11 protein-coding genes are annotated in these 16534 nt (G+C 70.8%); 3 read left to right on the top strand and 8 right to left on the bottom strand.

Features of this window, described 5'->3' with window-relative positions; all coding sequences use genetic code 11:
- Positions 1-277: 277 nt before the first annotated feature.
- Positions 278-3142, top strand: a complete 2865-nt coding sequence (locus OHT57_RS35730; protein WP_328750890.1) for a glycoside hydrolase family 3 C-terminal domain-containing protein — start codon at positions 278-280, stop codon at positions 3140-3142.
- 152 nt (positions 3143-3294) lie between these two features.
- Here OHT57_RS35730 and OHT57_RS35725 read toward each other — a convergent pair whose 3' ends face one another.
- The 3 genes from OHT57_RS35725 to OHT57_RS35715 all read right to left on the bottom strand — a co-directional run bounded on the left by OHT57_RS35725 (position 3295) and on the right by OHT57_RS35715 (position 8906).
- Positions 3295-4755 carry an aldehyde dehydrogenase family protein gene (locus OHT57_RS35725; protein WP_328750889.1) on the bottom strand — a complete coding sequence of 487 codons (1461 nt, stop codon included), beginning with the start codon at positions 4753-4755 and terminating at the stop codon, positions 3295-3297.
- A 167-nt stretch (positions 4756-4922) separates the two neighbouring features.
- Positions 4923-6611, bottom strand: a complete 1689-nt coding sequence (locus OHT57_RS35720; protein WP_328750888.1) for a PucR family transcriptional regulator — start codon at positions 6609-6611, stop codon at positions 4923-4925.
- Between the two features lie 153 nt (positions 6612-6764).
- Entirely contained in the window at positions 6765-8906 is a 2142-nt protein-coding gene (locus tag OHT57_RS35715) for an ATP-binding protein (protein WP_328750887.1), read from the bottom strand.
- Positions 8907-9158: 252 nt separating this feature from the next.
- Here OHT57_RS35715 and gabT point away from each other — a divergent pair, with 252 nt between their 5' ends.
- Together gabT and OHT57_RS35705 are read left to right on the top strand one after the other, a co-directional pair.
- On the top strand, positions 9159-10493 hold the full coding sequence (gene gabT, locus OHT57_RS35710) for a 4-aminobutyrate--2-oxoglutarate transaminase (protein ID WP_328750886.1): 1335 nt from the start codon (positions 9159-9161) through the stop codon (positions 10491-10493).
- A 169-nt stretch (positions 10494-10662) separates the two neighbouring features.
- Positions 10663-11457 carry a phosphatase PAP2 family protein gene (locus tag OHT57_RS35705; RefSeq protein WP_328750885.1) on the top strand — a complete coding sequence of 265 codons (795 nt, stop codon included), beginning with the start codon at positions 10663-10665 and terminating at the stop codon, positions 11455-11457.
- 130 nt (positions 11458-11587) lie between these two features.
- Here OHT57_RS35705 and OHT57_RS35700 read toward each other — a convergent pair whose 3' ends face one another.
- The 5 genes from OHT57_RS35700 to OHT57_RS35680 all read right to left on the bottom strand — a co-directional run bounded on the left by OHT57_RS35700 (position 11588) and on the right by OHT57_RS35680 (position 16530).
- Positions 11588-12043, bottom strand: coding sequence for a hypothetical protein (locus OHT57_RS35700; RefSeq protein WP_328750884.1), 456 nt, complete (start codon positions 12041-12043; stop codon positions 11588-11590).
- Between the two features lie 119 nt (positions 12044-12162).
- Positions 12163-13581, bottom strand: a complete 1419-nt coding sequence (locus OHT57_RS35695; RefSeq protein ID WP_328750883.1) for an NAD(P)/FAD-dependent oxidoreductase — start codon at positions 13579-13581, stop codon at positions 12163-12165.
- 52 nt (positions 13582-13633) lie between these two features.
- The gene (locus tag OHT57_RS35690) at positions 13634-14434 is read right to left on the bottom strand and encodes an ABC transporter permease (RefSeq protein ID WP_328750882.1); all 801 of its coding nucleotides are present in this window, start codon (positions 14432-14434) and stop codon (positions 13634-13636) included.
- Positions 14435-15364 (bottom strand): ABC transporter permease, encoded by a 930-nt coding sequence (locus OHT57_RS35685; protein WP_328750881.1) that lies wholly within the window; start codon positions 15362-15364, stop codon positions 14435-14437.
- A complete protein-coding gene (locus tag OHT57_RS35680; protein WP_328753418.1) occupies positions 15364-16530 on the bottom strand; it encodes an ABC transporter ATP-binding protein in 1167 nt (388 codons plus the stop codon). The genes OHT57_RS35685 and OHT57_RS35680 overlap by 1 nt, the downstream gene beginning before the upstream one ends.
- Positions 16531-16534 lie beyond the last annotated feature (4 nt).

The raw sequence follows: 16534 nt of genomic DNA, 5'->3' as shown, positions 1-16534 counted from the left end.
TGTGGTGTCTTGAGTGGAACTGGCTGAGCTGAAGCTGTTCTTCGACCCTTGGTGCGGCGATCCGTAGTCGAAGCGCTTCGATGTTGCTGTGAGGTTAAGTGAACACCCAGGGGTGCACAAGGGTCGGATGCAAGATTCCTCGGCGGTGGAATGGGTGACCTTTTCTTATGCACCGCTTGAAGTGACGGTGTTGATCTCTTGACACCCACCCCGGTGCCGAATGAGCATCGAAGCGCTTCGAAAGCATCGAATCGATTCATCACAAGGGGATCCCCACGTGACCGCACACCCGCCGCACACGCCACCGTTTCGCGATGACCGTCTGCCGTTCGCGAAGCGCATCGACGATCTGCTGTCGCGACTGACCCCCGACGAGAAGATCGGTTTCCTGCACCAGTTCACCCCGGCCCTCGAGCGGCTCGGCCTCGACGGGTTCCGCACCGGCCAGGAGGCGCTGCACGGCGTCGCGTGGATGGGCCCGGCGACGGTCTTCCCGCAGTCGGTCGGCCTCGGCGCGACCTGGAACACCGAGCTCGTACGGCGGGTCGGCGAGGCGGTGTCCAAGGAGGTCCGGGCCATGCGGGCCCGTGACGACCGCGTCGGCCTCAATGTCTGGGCGCCGACGGTCAACCTGCTCCGGCACCCGCTGTGGGGCCGTAACGAGGAGGGCTATTCGGAGGACCCGAAGCTCACCTCCGCCATCGCCACCGCCTACACCCGCGGGCTGCGCGGCGACCACCCGACGTACTGGCGCACCGCCCCGGTGCTCAAGCACTGGCTGGCCCACAACAACGAGACGGACCGGGCGACCGCGTCGAGCTCGGTGCGTCCGCGCGTGCTGCACGAGTACGACCTGCGCGCCTTCCGCGAGACGGTCGAGGCGGGCGCGGTGGCCGGTGTGATGCCGGCGTACAACCTGGTCAACGGCCGCCCCAACCACGTCTCGCCGTATCTGCGCGAGCAGTTGCGGGCCTGGACGGACGAAGAGCTGCTGGTCTGCTCGGACGCGGGCGCGCCCTCCAACCTGGTCGACCACGAGCACTACTTCGACACCCACGAGGAGGCGACCGCCGCCTCCCTGCGGGCCGGCGTCGACAGCTTCACCGACCACGGCACGGACAGCTCGCAGATCACCGCGCGCATCCAAGGGGCCCTGGAGCAGGGCCTGTTGACCGAGGCCGACATCGACACCGCGGTCCGCAGGCAGCTCTCGGTGCGCTTCCGGCTCGGCGAGTTCGACCCGCACCACGACCCGCACGCCGACGACAAGGACTTCGACACCCCGGAGCACCGCGCGCTCGCCCAGGAGGCCGCCGAGCAGGCGATCGTCCTGCTCAGGAACGACGGTGTGCTGCCGCTCGCCCCCGATGCCCGGATCGCCGTGGTCGGTCTGCTCGCCGACGAGTGCAAGCTGGACTGGTACAGCGGCACGCTCATCCACCGCTCCACCCCGCTGGAGGGGCTGTACGAGCGGTTCGGCGCCGAGCGCGTGGAGTTCGCGGAGGGTGTGGACCGGGTCCGGCTGAAGACCTCGGCGGGGACGTTTCTGCACGTCCCGGCCTCCGAGGGCGGCGAGGACGAGGTGCGCGGCGCCGAGGGCGCTCTGGACCCGGCGCTGCTCGCGGGCCGCACCGACCTGCCCCCGCTGACGACGGACGCCACCGGCACCGAGTTCGCGCTGATCGACTGGGACGAGGGCGTCCTCACGCTCCGCGCCCCCGACGGCCGCTATCTCTCCGTCGCCGAGGACGGTTACCTCCGCGCCTCCGCCGACCAGCCCGGAGGCTGGGTCGTCCAGGAGACCTTCCGCCTGGAACAGCACGGCAGCGGTCACCTCCTCAGGCACATCGGCACGGGCCGCCACGTCACTGTCGCCGCGGACGGAGTAAAGGTTGCCGACGAAAACGGCGGGAACGACGGGAACGGCGAGAACGCGGAAACCTTTGAGCTGATCATCGTCGAACGCGGCGAAGATGCAGTGACCCGCGTCACATCCGAGGCGGACGTCGTCCTGGTCGTCGCGGGAAACGATCCGCACATCAACGGCCGCGAGACCGAGGACCGCGCTTCCCTGCGGCTCCCCGCCCATCAGGAGCGCCTGCTGCGGGCGGCCCGCGCCGCGAACCCCCGCACGGTCCTGGCGCTGGTGTCGGCCTACCCGTACGCGGTCGACACCGCCGGCCTCTCCGCGGCGCTCTGGACAGCGCACGGCGGTCAGGCGGCCGGTACCGCCCTGGCCCGCGTCCTGGCCGGCGACGCCTCCCCCGCCGGCCGCCTCCCGCAGACCTGGTACGAGAACGACGCCGACCTGCCCGGCCTGCTCGACTACGACATCGTGGGCAGCCGCCAGACCTACCTCTACTTCGAGGGCACCCCCCTGTTCCCGTTCGGGCACGGGCTGTCGTACGCGTCCTTCTCGTACGGCGACCTCGGCGTGCGGATCGACGACGGGACGGCGTACGTCTCGTTCGCGATCACGAACACCGGCGACGTCACCGCCGACGAGGTCGCCCAGCTCTACACCCGCGCGGTCGACCCGGCACTCCCCCGCCCGCGCCGCGAACTGGTGGCCCACCGGCGGGTGACACTCGCGCCGGGCGCCCGCGAGGAGCTGTCCTTCGAAGTCCCCCTGCGCGCCTTCGAGTTCTGGGACGTGACACGGAGCCGGTGGCGTCTGGACCCGGGCCCGTACGAACTCCTCGCCGGCGCGTCCAGCGAGGACATCCGGCTGCGTACGACGGTACTGCTCGACGGCGAGCCCTCCGCGCCGCGACCTGTGCTCCAACGGGGCCTGGACAGCGCGGACTTCGACGAGCAGAGCGGGGTCGAGATCGTCGACCGGACGAAGGCGGCGGGCGACGCGGTGACCGCGTCCGAGGGCCGCACCGGTGAACTGGTCTACAAGGACTGCGACTTCGGCGACGGCGTCACCGAGGTGACGGCCCTGGTCTCCGGGAAGGGCGCGGTCGAGCTGTCGCTTGACGGGGGCGCGGTGCTCGCTGTCCTGGAGGTGACGGAATCCGACTCCGGGCCGTACGCCTACACCACCCTCGGCGCCGGGATCGTCGCCGAGGGCGTGCACGACGTGCACATCGGACTGCGCGGCCCGCTGCGGCTCGCGCATGTCGGCTTCTCCGGCTGAGGGTCCGGAGCGGCCGACGACAAGAAGGGGCCCGGCACCGGAAGGCATCGGTGCCGGGCCCCTTCGGGGCGGCGGGTCAGCGTCGCTGCGCCAACTCTACCTGAAAATGGTTCCCATTAGCTAGTGGAGTCCGCCGCGGGACGCACGGATTCTCAGAGCGCGAGCCCCGTGAGCACCAGCACCCGCTCGTAGGTGTAGTCGTCCATCGCGAACTTCACGCCCTCGCGGCCCACCCCGGACTGCTTGGCGCCGCCGTACGGCATCTGGTCGGCGCGGTAGGAGGGCACGTCGCCGATGACGACACCGCCGACCTCAAGGGCCCGGTGGGCGCGGAAGGCGGCCTGCAGGTCGTGGGTGAACACGCCTGCCTGGAGCCCGTACTTGGAGGAGTTGACGGCGGCGAAGGCCTCGTCCTCACCGTTCACCTTCTGCACGGTCAGGACCGGCCCGAAGACCTCCTCGCAGGAGATCGCCGTGTCGGCCGGGACGTCGGTGAGGACGGTCGGCGCATAGGAGGCGCCGTCGCGGTCACCGCCCGTCAGCAGGCTCGCGCCCGCCTCCACGGCCTCCTTCACCCACGCCTCGACGCGCTTGGCCGCGTCCTCGCTGACCAGCGGACCGACGTCGGTCCCGTCGTCGCCCGGGTCGCCCGTGCCCTGAGCCTCGACGGCGGCGACGATCCTCGGGAGCAGCCGGTCGTACACCGACGCGTCGGCGATGACCCGCTGCACGGAGATGCAGGACTGGCCGCCCTGGTAGTTGGAGAAGGTCGCGATACGGGTCGCGGCCCAGTCGAGGTCGACGTCGGAGGCGTAGTCGCCGAGCACGACCGCGGCGCCGTTGCCGCCCAGCTCCAGCGTGCAGTGCTTGCGCGGCACCGAGTCCATGATCGCGTAACCGACCTTCTCGGAACCGGTGAAGGAGATCACGGGCAGCCGCTCGTCCTGGACCAGGTCGGCCATGCGGTCGTTCGGGACGGGGAGGATGCTCCAGGAGCCGGCGGGCAGTTCGGCCCCTGCGGCCGCGGCCGCGGCGAGGAGCTCGCCGATGATCAACCCGGACAGCGGGGTGGCGGGGGCCGGCTTGAGGATGATCGGCACACCGGCCGCGATCGCCGGGGCGATCTTGTGGGCGCAGAGGTTGAGCGGGAAGTTGAAGGGCGCGATGCCGAGGACCGCACCCTTCGGGAAGCGCCGGGTCAGCGCGAGGCGACCCTGGCCGCCGAGGTCGGTGTCGAGCCGCTGGGCCTCGCCGCCGTTGAACCGCCGGGCCTCTTCCGCCGCGAACCGGAACACGGACACCGCACGCCCGACCTCCCCCCGGGCCCACTTGACCGGTTTGCCGTTCTCGGCGGAGATCAGCCGGGCGATCTCCTCGGTGCGCTCGACGAGCCCGCGGCTGACGTGGTCGAGGGCCGCCGCGCGGACGTGGGCGGGGGTCGCGGCGAACTCGTCCCGTACGGCGTACGCGGCGGCCACGGCCTCCTCGATCTGCTCGCCGTCCGGCACGGCGACCCTGCCGACCAGCCGGCCGTCCCAGGGAGAGGTGACGTCGAAGGTGTCCTCGCCGGCGACCCGGCGGCCGGCGAGCCAGAAGGCGTGGGTGGAAGTCATGCCCCCACGGTAGGGCCGGGGCGGCGGGATCGAATGTGTCCGGGGTGTAGCAGTGGGGAGGACCTGCACACCGGTTTGGCACACCGACCGCCCGGCGGTCGCTCCCCAGCCCCGTCGGGCCGTCGGGCCCGCCCCACGGGCGGACGACGCTGCTTTCGGAACGCGTCCTAGTCCGCCGACGTCGCCTTCAGCGCCAGCCACAGCTCCATGCGTACGTCGGGATCGTCCAGCGAGCGGCCCAGGATCTCCTCGACCCTGCGCATCCGGTACCGCAACGTGTGCCGATGCACTCCCAGATCGGCGGCCGCCGCGTCCCACTGCCCGTGCCGGGAGAGCCAGGCCCGCAGGGAGTCCACCAGGTCACCCCGGCCGGTCGCGTCGTGCTCGTGCAGCGGGCGCAGCAGTCCGCCGGCGAACGCCTTCACCGCGTCGTCGGCGAGCAGGGGCAGGACGGACCCGGAAGCCAGCTGTTCGTGCTCGACGTACAGCCGGCCCCGCCGCCGGGCGACCGACAGTGCCTGTACGGCCTGCTTGTAGGCGGCGGCCGCGGCGATCGGCCCCACGGGTGCCGAGACCCCGACGACCGGTTCTTCCTCGCTCTCCGCGGTCGTCCGCTCGCTGGTCCGCGCCGCCTCCAGCGCCACCATGTACTGCCCGCACGCGGCGACCGCGGCTCCGCCGTCCGCGGCCAGCACGACCAGCCGCTCCCCCTCGGGGACCACGAGCACGACCTCGCCGGACCGGGCCGCCGCGGACTCCACGATGTCGGTGAGCGCCCCGAGCGGATCGCCGCCGCTCCCGGAGGCGGCGGTCCCGGAGGCGGCGGTCCCGGAGGCGGCGGCGGGCACCGCGACGGACGGCACCCGGGTCTGCGCCCCGACGGGGATCCGCACGGACGACACGGCGACGGTCTCCGCCACGAGCACCCGGAAGGGCGCGTCCAGAAGGCCGCCGTAGAGATCGCCCGCGACGGTACGCGCGTGCTCCGGCTCCCCCGCGAGCAGCATCCGCAGCACCGCCGCCCCGATGCGCTGCTCGGCCGCCTGCAGGGAACGGGACCGCTCGGTCGTGAGCGTCAGCAGCGCGATCGCCGAGTGCACCGCATACCGCTGGGCCGTGCCGAGCGCCGCGGCCGTCCCCACCGCCAGCGCGGCCCGGGGGCGCCGCCCGGTGCCCAGGGAGTGCAGCTCGACCCGGTCGTCGTCGTCCGCGGTGTCGGACCCGCCGACCACGGAGGAGGCGGGCGCGGGCCGCTCCCGCAGGCGTTCCACGTCGGCGACGATCCGCGCGGCCCGGCGCCCGGCCCACTCCGGTGCGGCGGCGACGACGGCGCCCGAGGCGTCGTAGAGGGCCGCCCAGCCGTCCACCTGGGAGGCGAGCGCGGCGAGCAGCCCCTCGGGGCCGTCGGTCAGGGCCTGCCTGGTCAGCTCGCGCTGAGCGGCGAAGCCCGCGGTGACGGACCGGTACTGGTCGGCGGCGATCGCCGCGGACACGGCCTTGCTGATGGCGAGGAAGGGTGTGCGGCGCGGTACTTCGAGCAGCGGCAGCCCTTCGTCGCGGGCCGCGTCGACGAGTGCGTCGGGGATCTCCTCGTAGTTGACCCCGACGGCGAACCCGAGCCCGACCACGCCCGCCTCGGCCAGCCGCTTCACATACCGCCGCATCGCCTCCGGGTCCTCCGCGTCCAGCTTCAGCGCGGTGATCAGCAGCAGCTCCCCGCCCTCCATGTACGGGACGGGATCGGCGAGCTCGCTGACATGCGCCCAGCGGACGGGCACGTCCAGCCGGTCCTCGCCCGCGCGCACGGTCAGCTTGAGCGCGGAGTGGTGGACGAGCGAGGCGAGGGTGGGGGGCATGGGGCCGGGACCTTCAGAGAGGTGGTCGGAAAAACGTTCCGCGAGGCGTTCCGAAAGATGTTCCGGGAGCTGTTCCGGGAGGCGTGATCATTTGGCCGCCACGTATGAACGGCCTGTCCCGATTCTGCCTCACCGTACGGTCCTCAGCTCGCGTCAGCCCCGCAGATCCACCAGCAGCGGCGGCGCGTGTTCGCCCGTCACACTCGTCAGGGAGAGCACCGCGTGCCCCGGCGGCACCCCGTGCGCCAACTCGGACGCGGACCACCGCTCCCGCTCGACCTGCCGTACGGTCACCGCGCGCGCGGTCGGCGCCTTCCCGGTGATGACCCGGCGCACCGCGTGCAGCACCTTGCCGGCCGGTGTCTCCGCGATGATCTGCCGGTCGGTGACGTCCCGCGCCTCGATCCACTCCTTGCCCCACACCTCGGCGAAGTCCTGCCCGTCCCACGGGGTGAGCCCGGCCAGCGCCATCCGGCATCCGACGGCCCCGAGCAGCGGTCCGCGCAGCGGCCGGGGTACGTCGTCCAGCGTCCGCAGCGTCAGCACGACCCCGGCGTTGCCGGACCGCAGCCGCTGCACTCCCCGCACGGCTTCCGGCGTCACGACCCCGGTGGCGTCGTCGACGATCAGGCAGGCGAACAGCGACCGGTCCTCCCGCACCGCGACGCTCGCCGTGAACTGCGCGAGCACCAGCCGTGCCAGGATCCGCGAGGCGTCGGCGTGCCCGCGCTGGGGCAGGTCGATACGGACGCGGACGGGATGGTCCAGGGCCTTCAGCGAGAACGGCCGCGACTGCCCCGCCGGGTCGAGGTCCGCGCTCTGGAAGAACGCGGCGAACGCGGGCCGGTCGAGCAGTGCGATCCGGTCCGCGAGGATGTCCCCCACGTCCCCCGCGTGCCCCATCTGCCGCTCCCGCGCGTCGAGTTCACGCAGCAGCGACTCCTGCCCGGAATCCTCGAGACCCTTGCGCAGCGCGGCCAGCGGCCCGGGGGCGCCGTCGAGCAGCCCGCGCAGCTCAGGCACGGAGGGGAAACGGCCGTGGACCGCCCGGAACGGGCCGAGGAGCTGGGCGAGCACGGTGGTGGAGCGCCGGGTGTCGCCCCCCTGGTGAGGCTCGGCGAGATCCCCGACCAGCGCTTCCGCGAGCACGGCCGCGGCCTCGTCCGGGTCGGTCGTCCCGCCGTACAGGTCGAGGTCGTACACCGAGTCCGGATTCCCGATCTGTACGACGACGTCGTAGGAGTCGGCCGGTCCGAGCCCGGCGCCCGCCGCGCCGACCACCACGACGGCGGCCCGTCCGGCGAGGGCGTGCAGACACAGCGACTCGGCGAGCGGCCTGATCACGGTCCCGGTCTTCCCGGAACCGGCCGGTCCGACGGCGAGCAGCGAGGTGCCGAGCAGCTCGGGCGCGAGCCCCAGGCCGGTACCGCGGTAGCCGTACGGATTACGGGCGTCGTCAGCTGTCGTCCCCAGCCGCACCTGCCCGGTCATCAGGTCGTGCCGGGCGAGCCGGGCGGGCAGGTCCCGCTCCCCGGAAGGATGCAGACAGGCGGCGGCGCCGTCCTGGAGCACCGCACCGGTGAACGTGCCGAGGCCGAACCGGCCACTGCGCACACCCTGCCAGGCCCGCACGATCCGGGCGTGGTCGACGTCGCGCATCAACCCGGCCCTGGCCTCGGCAGCGAGCCGCTCGGCGGCGTCGGCGGCACCGGCGGCACGAAGCTGGGGCCATTCGGCGGGGTCCTGCTCGGGAGTGGGAGGCGGTTCATGAGCCGCCGCGGCCTTGTGACTCCAGGCGGGCGGCCCGAAACGACGCCAGATCTCGCCCCAGCGACTGATCTTCCCGAAGACCGCGAAGATGCCGGCGAAGAACAAATACTTGTAGACGTAGGAAAGGGCACCCAGCCAGCCCGCTTGCCCATGAGTCCACGAATCGGGCGCCAACACGTACCACGGCCAGAACCAGTAGCCGCCCAGGTAACCGTTGTTCAACAGGGAGCAGAGCAGCCACCCGCAAAGGAATCCGATCACCGCGCCACTCACCAGCTGCCGCGTCGGGATCTGCTCCGGCTCCTTCTCCGGCCGGGGCTGATGGCCGAAGCGCCACACACCGGGGGCAGCCTCGGGGCGCGGCGCCCTCAGCCAGCCCAGGAACGCCGAGCCGTCCGGCACTGGGGGCATCCCGGGTGCCCGGGAGGGCATCGGCGGGACCACGGAGGGCTCGCGCGGCCCCGCGGGTCGTGGCACAGGATTCGCATGCGTACCCCGCGCGTCCTGCGTCCCGTCGCTGTCCATCGCCCCTGCTCCCTGACCAGCCGTTCCGTCCACCGTCAGCGGCCAATCTAACGCGCCCGCAAAGGGAGTTCACGGTTTGCGGGGCCGATGCGTCACACCGCTCCGGAAACCGGCTATGTCCACCGCGGACAACCCACACCCCCGACAACGCCCACATGGAGCATGCCCACCCCTCCTCCCCCGTCCTAGCCTGCAAGAAAAGACTGGACAGAGTCCGCGAAGTCAACGCCCGCACCACCCCAGGAGCCCCTCATGACCGCACTTCCGCAGGAGCGCCGCATCGTCACCGCCATCCCCGGGCCCAAGTCCCAGGAGCTTCAGGCCCGCCGCGTCGCCGCGGTGGCGCAGGGTGTGGGGTCCGTGCTCCCCGTGTTCACAGCGCGCGCGGGCGGCGGGATCATCGAGGACGTCGACGGGAACCGGCTCATCGACTTCGGTTCCGGCATCGCCGTAACCAGCGTCGGCGCCTCCGCCGAGGCCGTCGTCCGCCGTGCCACGGCACAGCTGGCCGACTTCACCCACACCTGTTTCATGGTCACCCCCTACGAGGGCTACGTGGCGGTCGCCGAGGCCCTCGCCGAGCTCACCCCGGGTGACCACGCCAAGAAGTCGGCCCTGTTCAACAGCGGTGCCGAGGCCGTCGAGAACGCCGTCAAGATCGCGCGGGCGTACACGAAGCGGCAGGCCGTGGTCGTGTTCGACCACGGGTACCACGGCCGCACCAACCTCACGATGGCGCTGACGGCGAAGAACATGCCGTACAAGCACGGCTTCGGGCCGTTCGCGCCCGAGGTCTACCGCGTGCCGGTGGCGTACGGCTACCGCTGGCCGACCGGCCCCGAGAACGCCGGACCGGAGGCCGCCGCCCAGGCCGTCGACCAGATCTCCAAGCAGGTCGGCGCGGAGAACGTCGCCGCGATCATCATCGAGCCGGTCCTCGGCGAGGGCGGCTTCATCGAGCCCGCCAAGGGTTTCCTGCCCGCGATCAGCGAGTTCGCGAGGGCCAACGGCATCGTCTTCGTCGCCGACGAGATCCAGTCCGGCTTCTGCCGTACCGGCCAGTGGTTCGCCTGTGAGGACGAGGGCATCGTCCCCGACCTGATCACCACCGCCAAGGGCATCGCCGGCGGCCTCCCGCTCGCCGCCGTCACCGGGCGCGCCGAGATCATGGACGCCGCCCACGCGGGTGGCCTGGGCGGCACCTACGGCGGAAACCCGGTCGCCTGCGCGGGCGCGCTCGGCTCGATCGAGACCATGAAGGAGCTCGACCTCAACGCGAGGGCGAAGGCGATCGAGGCGACGATGAAGGCCCGCCTCACCGCGATGGCCGAGAAGTTCGACGTCATCGGCGACATCCGCGGCCGCGGCGCCATGATCGCCATCGAGCTCGTGAAGGACCGTGCGACCAAGGAGCCGGACCCGGAGGCGACCGCCGCGCTCGCCAAGGCCTGCCACCAGGAGGGCCTGCTGGTCCTGACCTGTGGCACCTACGGCAACGTCCTGCGCTTCCTGCCCCCGCTCGTCATCGGCGAGGACCTCCTGAACGAGGGCCTCGACATCATCGAGCAGGCCTTCACCCGCATCTGACGTCCCGGGCTTGACACCCCCTGGGGATTCCGGGGCTGCGATGGCGAACGGCAGAGGGTGTGAAGAAGGTGTGCGAGGTGCTTGCGAGGATGGGATTGTGCCTGTCGTATCCCGTCCCCCTGCCGTAGGTTCGGAGCAGATGAGAGATACACCCCGCCCACAGGGAACTGTGGGCGAGATCAGGCCGGGGCCTCCCCAGCTTCGACCTGGTCGTGCCCTCGCGCACACAACTGGAGCCTCCAGCTCCGGATCTCCTCACCGATCGGACAGTCGTCCGCCCCAAACCCCCCGGGGCGGCCGACGACCCGATCTGATCGGCCGCCCCGGAACCACCCCCCCTGTTCCGGGGCGGCCGGCCTTCTTCACCTTCCTTCTCGGAATTCCGGCCCTCCTCTTCGCCCTGATCACCTGGCAGGTCGTCGAGGACGGGCCGCTTCTGCGTGTCGACGAGCGGGTCAGCCGGGCGCTGATCCACCCGGACCGCCCGTCGGCCGCGCTCTCCGACCTGGGCAACGCCACGGTCGCGATCCCGGTCCTGGTGCTGGCGCTCCTCTACTCAGCCTGGCGCGCCCGCCGCAGCGGTACGGACCGGTGGTGGCTGCCGCCCACCGCGGCGGCCGTCCTGATGGCACTGGTCCCGGCTCTGATCGTCCCCCTCAAGGAACTCACCGACCGCCCGGGCACCCCGGTCGTACCCCCCGCGACCGGCTACTTCCCGTCGGGCCACACCGCCACGGCCGCCATCGCGTACGGCGCCGCCACCCTGCTCGTCCTGCCGTTCCTCCGATCCGCCCGGACCCGCCGCCTCCTCGCCCTCGGCTACGTCCTTGTCGTCCTCGGCGTCTCCTACGGCCTGGTCCGCCACGGCTGGCACTGGCCGCTGGACGTGGTGGCCAGCTGGTGCCTCAGCACCGACCTCCTGCTCCTGTTCCGGCTGTTCCTGGCACGACACAGCCGACCCTGAACCCCTGGGCACACTGGGCGTGGCCGCTACCGGCGGGGGACGCCCGCAGCGCCGCACTCCCACTGTGCACAGGACTCTCCGGCCCGCGTCGGCCGCACGGACGGCCGACGACAGCGCGGTGGAACGTCGGTCAGCCGTCACCCTCCGTCGCCAGGCCCGCCGCCGCCTCGTGCATCGCCAGTTCGAGGAGCGCCGGGTCGGTGAGGGTCCCGGACCCGTCCGGCGGGACCAGCCAGCGCACCCCTCCCCCGGCCACCCGGCCCGGGTACGGCACGACGATCCAGGTGCCGGCGCCGGCCGTGCGGATGCCGGTGCCGAGCCAGCGGGCCGCGGTGCCCGGCGGCACGAAGAAACCCATCCGCGCGTCGCCGAAGTCGACGAGCACCGGGCCGAGCTGGTCGAGGATGCGGGTCAGGACATCGAGTGTCGGGTAGCCGAGATCACCCGGCAGGATCAGTACGTCCCAGACCTTGCCCGCCGGCAGCAGCGCGACCCCGAGGGGGTTGCGTTCCCACTCCCAGCGGCAGGCCTCGGGATCCGGTGCGACGGATGCCAGCCACTCGACCGCCGTCTTCGCCCCAGTCATGAAGGGACCTCCCTTTCTCTCGTCGACGCTGGTCGCGTCACGAGGGAGAGCGAGGTCCCCTGGCAGCATTACGCGGGTTCTGACCACTCGTTGGGGTGAATCGGATCACATACGATCGTTCAGCTGTCGAATCCCAGACCGAGCTTGTCCATGGTCCGCAGCCACAGATTGCGCTGCCCGGCGTGCGAGTCGGCGCGGGCCAGCGACCACTTGGTGAGGGCGATGCCGGTCCAGGCGAAGGGTTCCGGCGGGAACGGCAGCGGCTTCCTGCGAACCATCTCCAGCGAGGTCCGCTCGGTGCTCTCCCCGGCCAGCAGGTCCAGCATCACGTCGGCGCCGAACCGGGTCGCACCGACACCGAGGCCCGTGTAGCCGGCCGCGTACGCCACCCTGCCGCGGTGGGCGGTGCCGTAGAACGCGGAGAACCTCGAACAGGTGTCGATCGCGCCGCCCCACGCGTGGGTGAAGCGCACTCCCTCCAACTGCGGGAAGCAGGTGAAGAAGTGCTCGGCGAGCCTGGCGTAGGTCTCCGGCCGGTCGTCGTACTCGGCGCGCACCCGGCCGCCGTACTGGTAGACGGCGTCGTAACCGCCCCACAGGATCCGGTTGTCGGCGGAGAGCCGGAAGTAGTGGAACTGGTTCGCCGAGTCCCCGAGCCCCTGCCGGTTCTTCCAGCCGATCGCGCTGAGCTGTTCGCCGGTCAGCGGTTCGGTCATCAGCGCGTAGTCGTAGACCGGCACGGTGTACGCCCGCACCCGCCTGACCAGGTTCGGGAAGATGTTCGTGCCGAGCGCGACCTTGCGGGCGCGCACGGAACCGTACGGGGTGCGTACGGCCATGCCGGCGCCGTACGACTTCAGGTCCAGGGCGGGCGTGTTCTCGTGGATCCGCACGCCGAGCCGCAGACACGCCCGCTTCAGGCCCCAGACGAGCTTGGCCGGGTTGAGCATGGCCACGCCCCGGCGGTCCCAGAGTCCGGCCTCGAAGGTCGGTGAGTCGACCTGCTCCCGTACCGCGTCGGCGTCCAGGAGGTCGACGCCGCCGGCGAGGCCCTTCTCCTGGAGTTCCTCGTACCACTCGCGGAGTTCCCTGGCCTGGTACGGCTCCGTCGCCACGTCGAGTTCGCCGGTGCGCTCGAACTCGCAGTCGAGGTCGTGCCGGGCGACCGCCTTCTCGATCTCGTCGAGGTTGCGGGCGCCCAGCTCCTGAAGCCGGTGGATCTCGTCCGGCCAGCGGGTCAGCCCGTTGGACAGGCCGTGGGTGAGGGAGGCGGCGCAGAAGCCGCCGTTGCGGCCGGAGGCGGCCCAGCCCACCTCGCGGCCTTCCAGCAGGATCACGTCGCGCTGCGGGTCGCGCTCTTTCGCGTTGAGCGCGGTCCACAGTCCGCTGTAGCCGCCGCCGACGACCAGCAGGTCGCAGGTCTCGGCGCCGGTGAGGGCGGGTTCGGGGTGGGGCCTGCCGGGGTCGTCCAGCCAGTACGGAAGCGGCTGGGCTTCGGAAAGTGCCTTTGTCCAACGGCTCATGGCGCTTGGGGCCATGATGTCAACTCCCTACAGGGGGCTCCAGAAAACAGGGGCTCTTGAAAAGGGCTTATGCCTTTTGCTTGTTCCGGCGGTTGCCGATGACCATCGAGGTCAGGACCAAAAGTACGGCGACCAGGAACATGGCCGTACCGATGACGTTGATCTGAACGGGTGTGCCGCGTTGTGCCGAACCCCAGACGAACATGGGGAAGGTGACGGTCGAGCCCGCGTTGAAGTTGGTGATGATGAAATCGTCGAAGGAGAGCGCGAAGGCGAGCAGCGCGCCCGCGGCGATTCCGGGGGCGGCGATCGGCAGGGTGACCCGGACGAAGGTCTGGAACGGGCCGGCGTAGAGGTCCCGCGCTGCCTCCTCAAGGCGGGGGTCCATCGACATCACGCGTGCCTTGACCGCCGTCACGACGAAGCTGAGGCAGAACATGATGTGGGCGATGAGGATCGTCCAGAAGCCCAGCTGGGCGCCCATGTTGAGGAACAGGGTGAGCAGCGAGGCAGCCATGACGACCTCGGGCATCGCCATCGGCAGGAAGATCAGCGAGTTCACGGAACCGCGCGCCCGGAAGCGGTAGCGGACCAGCGCGAAGGCGATCATCGTGCCGAGTACGGTCGCGCCGATCGTCGCCCAGAACGCGATCTGGAGGCTGATGGAGAGGGAGCCGCACATGTCGGCGACCCCGCACGGGTCCTTCCAGGCGTCCGTGGAGAACTGCTGCCACTGGTAGTTGAAGCGGCCCTTCGGTTTGTTGAAGGAGAACACCGTGACGACGACGTTCGGCAGCAGGAGATATCCGAGCGTCAGCAGTCCCGCGACGACGACGAATTTGCCCTTGAGCCAGTTGACGAAGGCCATTTAAACCAGGTCCTCCGTCCCGGACTTGCGGATGTAGAGCGTGACCATGAAGAGGATCGCGGCCATCAGGATGAAGGAGAGCGCGGCCGCCGTCGGATAGTCGAGAATCCGCAGGAACTGCGTCTGGATGACGTTTCCGACCATGCGTGTGTCCGTGGAGCCGAGGAGGTCCGCGTTGACGTAGTCACCGGCCGCCGGGATGAAGGTCAGCAGTGTCCCGGAGACCACACCCGGCATCGACAGCGGGAAGGTGACCTTGCGGAAGACGGTGACCGGCCTGGCGTACAGGTCGCCCGCCGCCTCGTGCAGCCGGCCGTCGATGCGCTCCAGGGAGGTGTAGAGCGGCAGGATCATGAAGGGCAGGAAGTTGTACGTCAGACCGCACACCACCGCGAGCGGTGTGGCGAGGACACGGTCGCCGGCCGTCCAGCCGAGCCAGTTGGTGACGTCCAGGACGTGCAGGGTGTTGAGGGCGCTCACCACCGGGCCGCTGTCCGCGAGGATCGTCTTCCAGGCGAGGGTGCGGATCAGGAAGCTGGTGAAGAAGGGCGCGATCACCAGGATCATGATCAGGTTCCGCCAGCGTCCCGCGCGGAAGGCGATGAGGTACGCGAGCGGGTAGCCGAGCACCAGGCACAGGATCGTGGCGGCACCGGCGTAGAGGATTGAGCGCAGGAACTGCGGCCAGTACTGGGACAGCGCGTCCCAGTAGGTCGCGAAGTGCCAGGTGACCTTGTAGCCCTCCTCCAGGGAGCCCGTCTGCACGGACGTGGAGGCCTGGTAGATCATCGGCAGCGCGAAGAAGACCAGCAGCCACAGGATGCCGGGCAGCAGCAGCCAGTACGGCGTGAAGCGGCCCCTCTTGCGCGGGGGCTTCTTCTCGGGTGCCGTCGGGGAGAGCGGCGGGGGCGCCTCGGTGAGCGTCGCCATCAGACCGTCGCCTCTTCCTGGATGCCCGCGTCGATGTCCTGGTCCGCGTCCAGACCGAAGGTGTGCGCCGGGTTCCAGTGCAGGACGACCTCGGCGCCGGGCACGAGCCGGTCGTCGCGGTCGATGTTCTGGGCGTAGACCTCGAACTCGGGGCAGACGGGGCTGTCGATGACGTACTGCGTGGAGACGCCGATGAAGGAGGAGTCGGCGATCTTGCCAGTGATCCGGTTGCGCCCCGCGGGGATCTCGCCGGCCTCGCCGGCGTGGGTGAGGGAGATCTTCTCGGGCCGTACACCGACCAGCACCTTGCCGCCGGTCGTCGTGGGCCCGGAGTACCTCGTCTCCGGCAGCACCAGCTTCCCGCCGCCCGCCTTCAGCACGATCTCGCCGCCGCTCCTGGAGTCGACCTCGGCCTCGATGAGGTTGGAGGTGCCGAGGAAGTTGGCGACGAAGGTGGTGTTCGGGTTCTCGTACAGATCGGTCGGCGAGCCGAGCTGCTCGACGCGGCCCGCGTTCATCACGGCGACCGTGTCGGCCATGGTCATGGCCTCCTCCTGGTCGTGCGTGACGTGCACGAAGGTGATGCCGACCTCGGTCTGGATGCGCTTCAGCTCCAGCTGCATCTGGCGGCGCAGCTTGAGGTCGAGGGCGCCGAGCGGTTCGTCCAGCAGCAGCACCTTGGGCGTGTTGATCAGTGCCCGGGCCACGGCGACCCGCTGCTGCTGGCCGCCGGACAGCTGGTGCGGCTTCTTCCGCGCCTGCTCCCCCAGCTGGACGAGCTCCAGCATGTCCTCGACCTGCTTCTTCACCGACTTGATGCCCCGCCGGCGCAGGCCGAAGGCGACGTTCTCGAAGATGTCGAGGTGCGGGAAGAGCGCGTAGGACTGGAAGACGGTGTTCACCGGCCGCTTGTAGGGCGGCAGCCGGGTGACCTCCTGGTCACCGAGGTGCACGGTGCCCGTGGTGGGCTCCTCCAGACCGGCGATCATGCGCAGGGTGGTGGTCTTGCCGCAGCCGGAGGCGCCGAGCAGGGCGAAGAAGGAGCCCTGCGGCACGGTCAGGTCGAGCGGCTGCACCGCCGTGAAGCCGTTGTCGTACGTCTTGCTGATGCCGGAGAGGCGGACGTCGCCGCTGTTGTCTGTGGTCTTGTTCGTCACGGTGGTCACGGTG

It is taken from the genome of Streptomyces sp. NBC_00285 (assembly GCF_036174265.1).
Taxonomy (GTDB): domain Bacteria; phylum Actinomycetota; class Actinomycetes; order Streptomycetales; family Streptomycetaceae; genus Streptomyces.
Note: the sequence above shows the minus strand (reverse complement) of the source record. Positions and strands in the feature narration are given on the sequence as shown.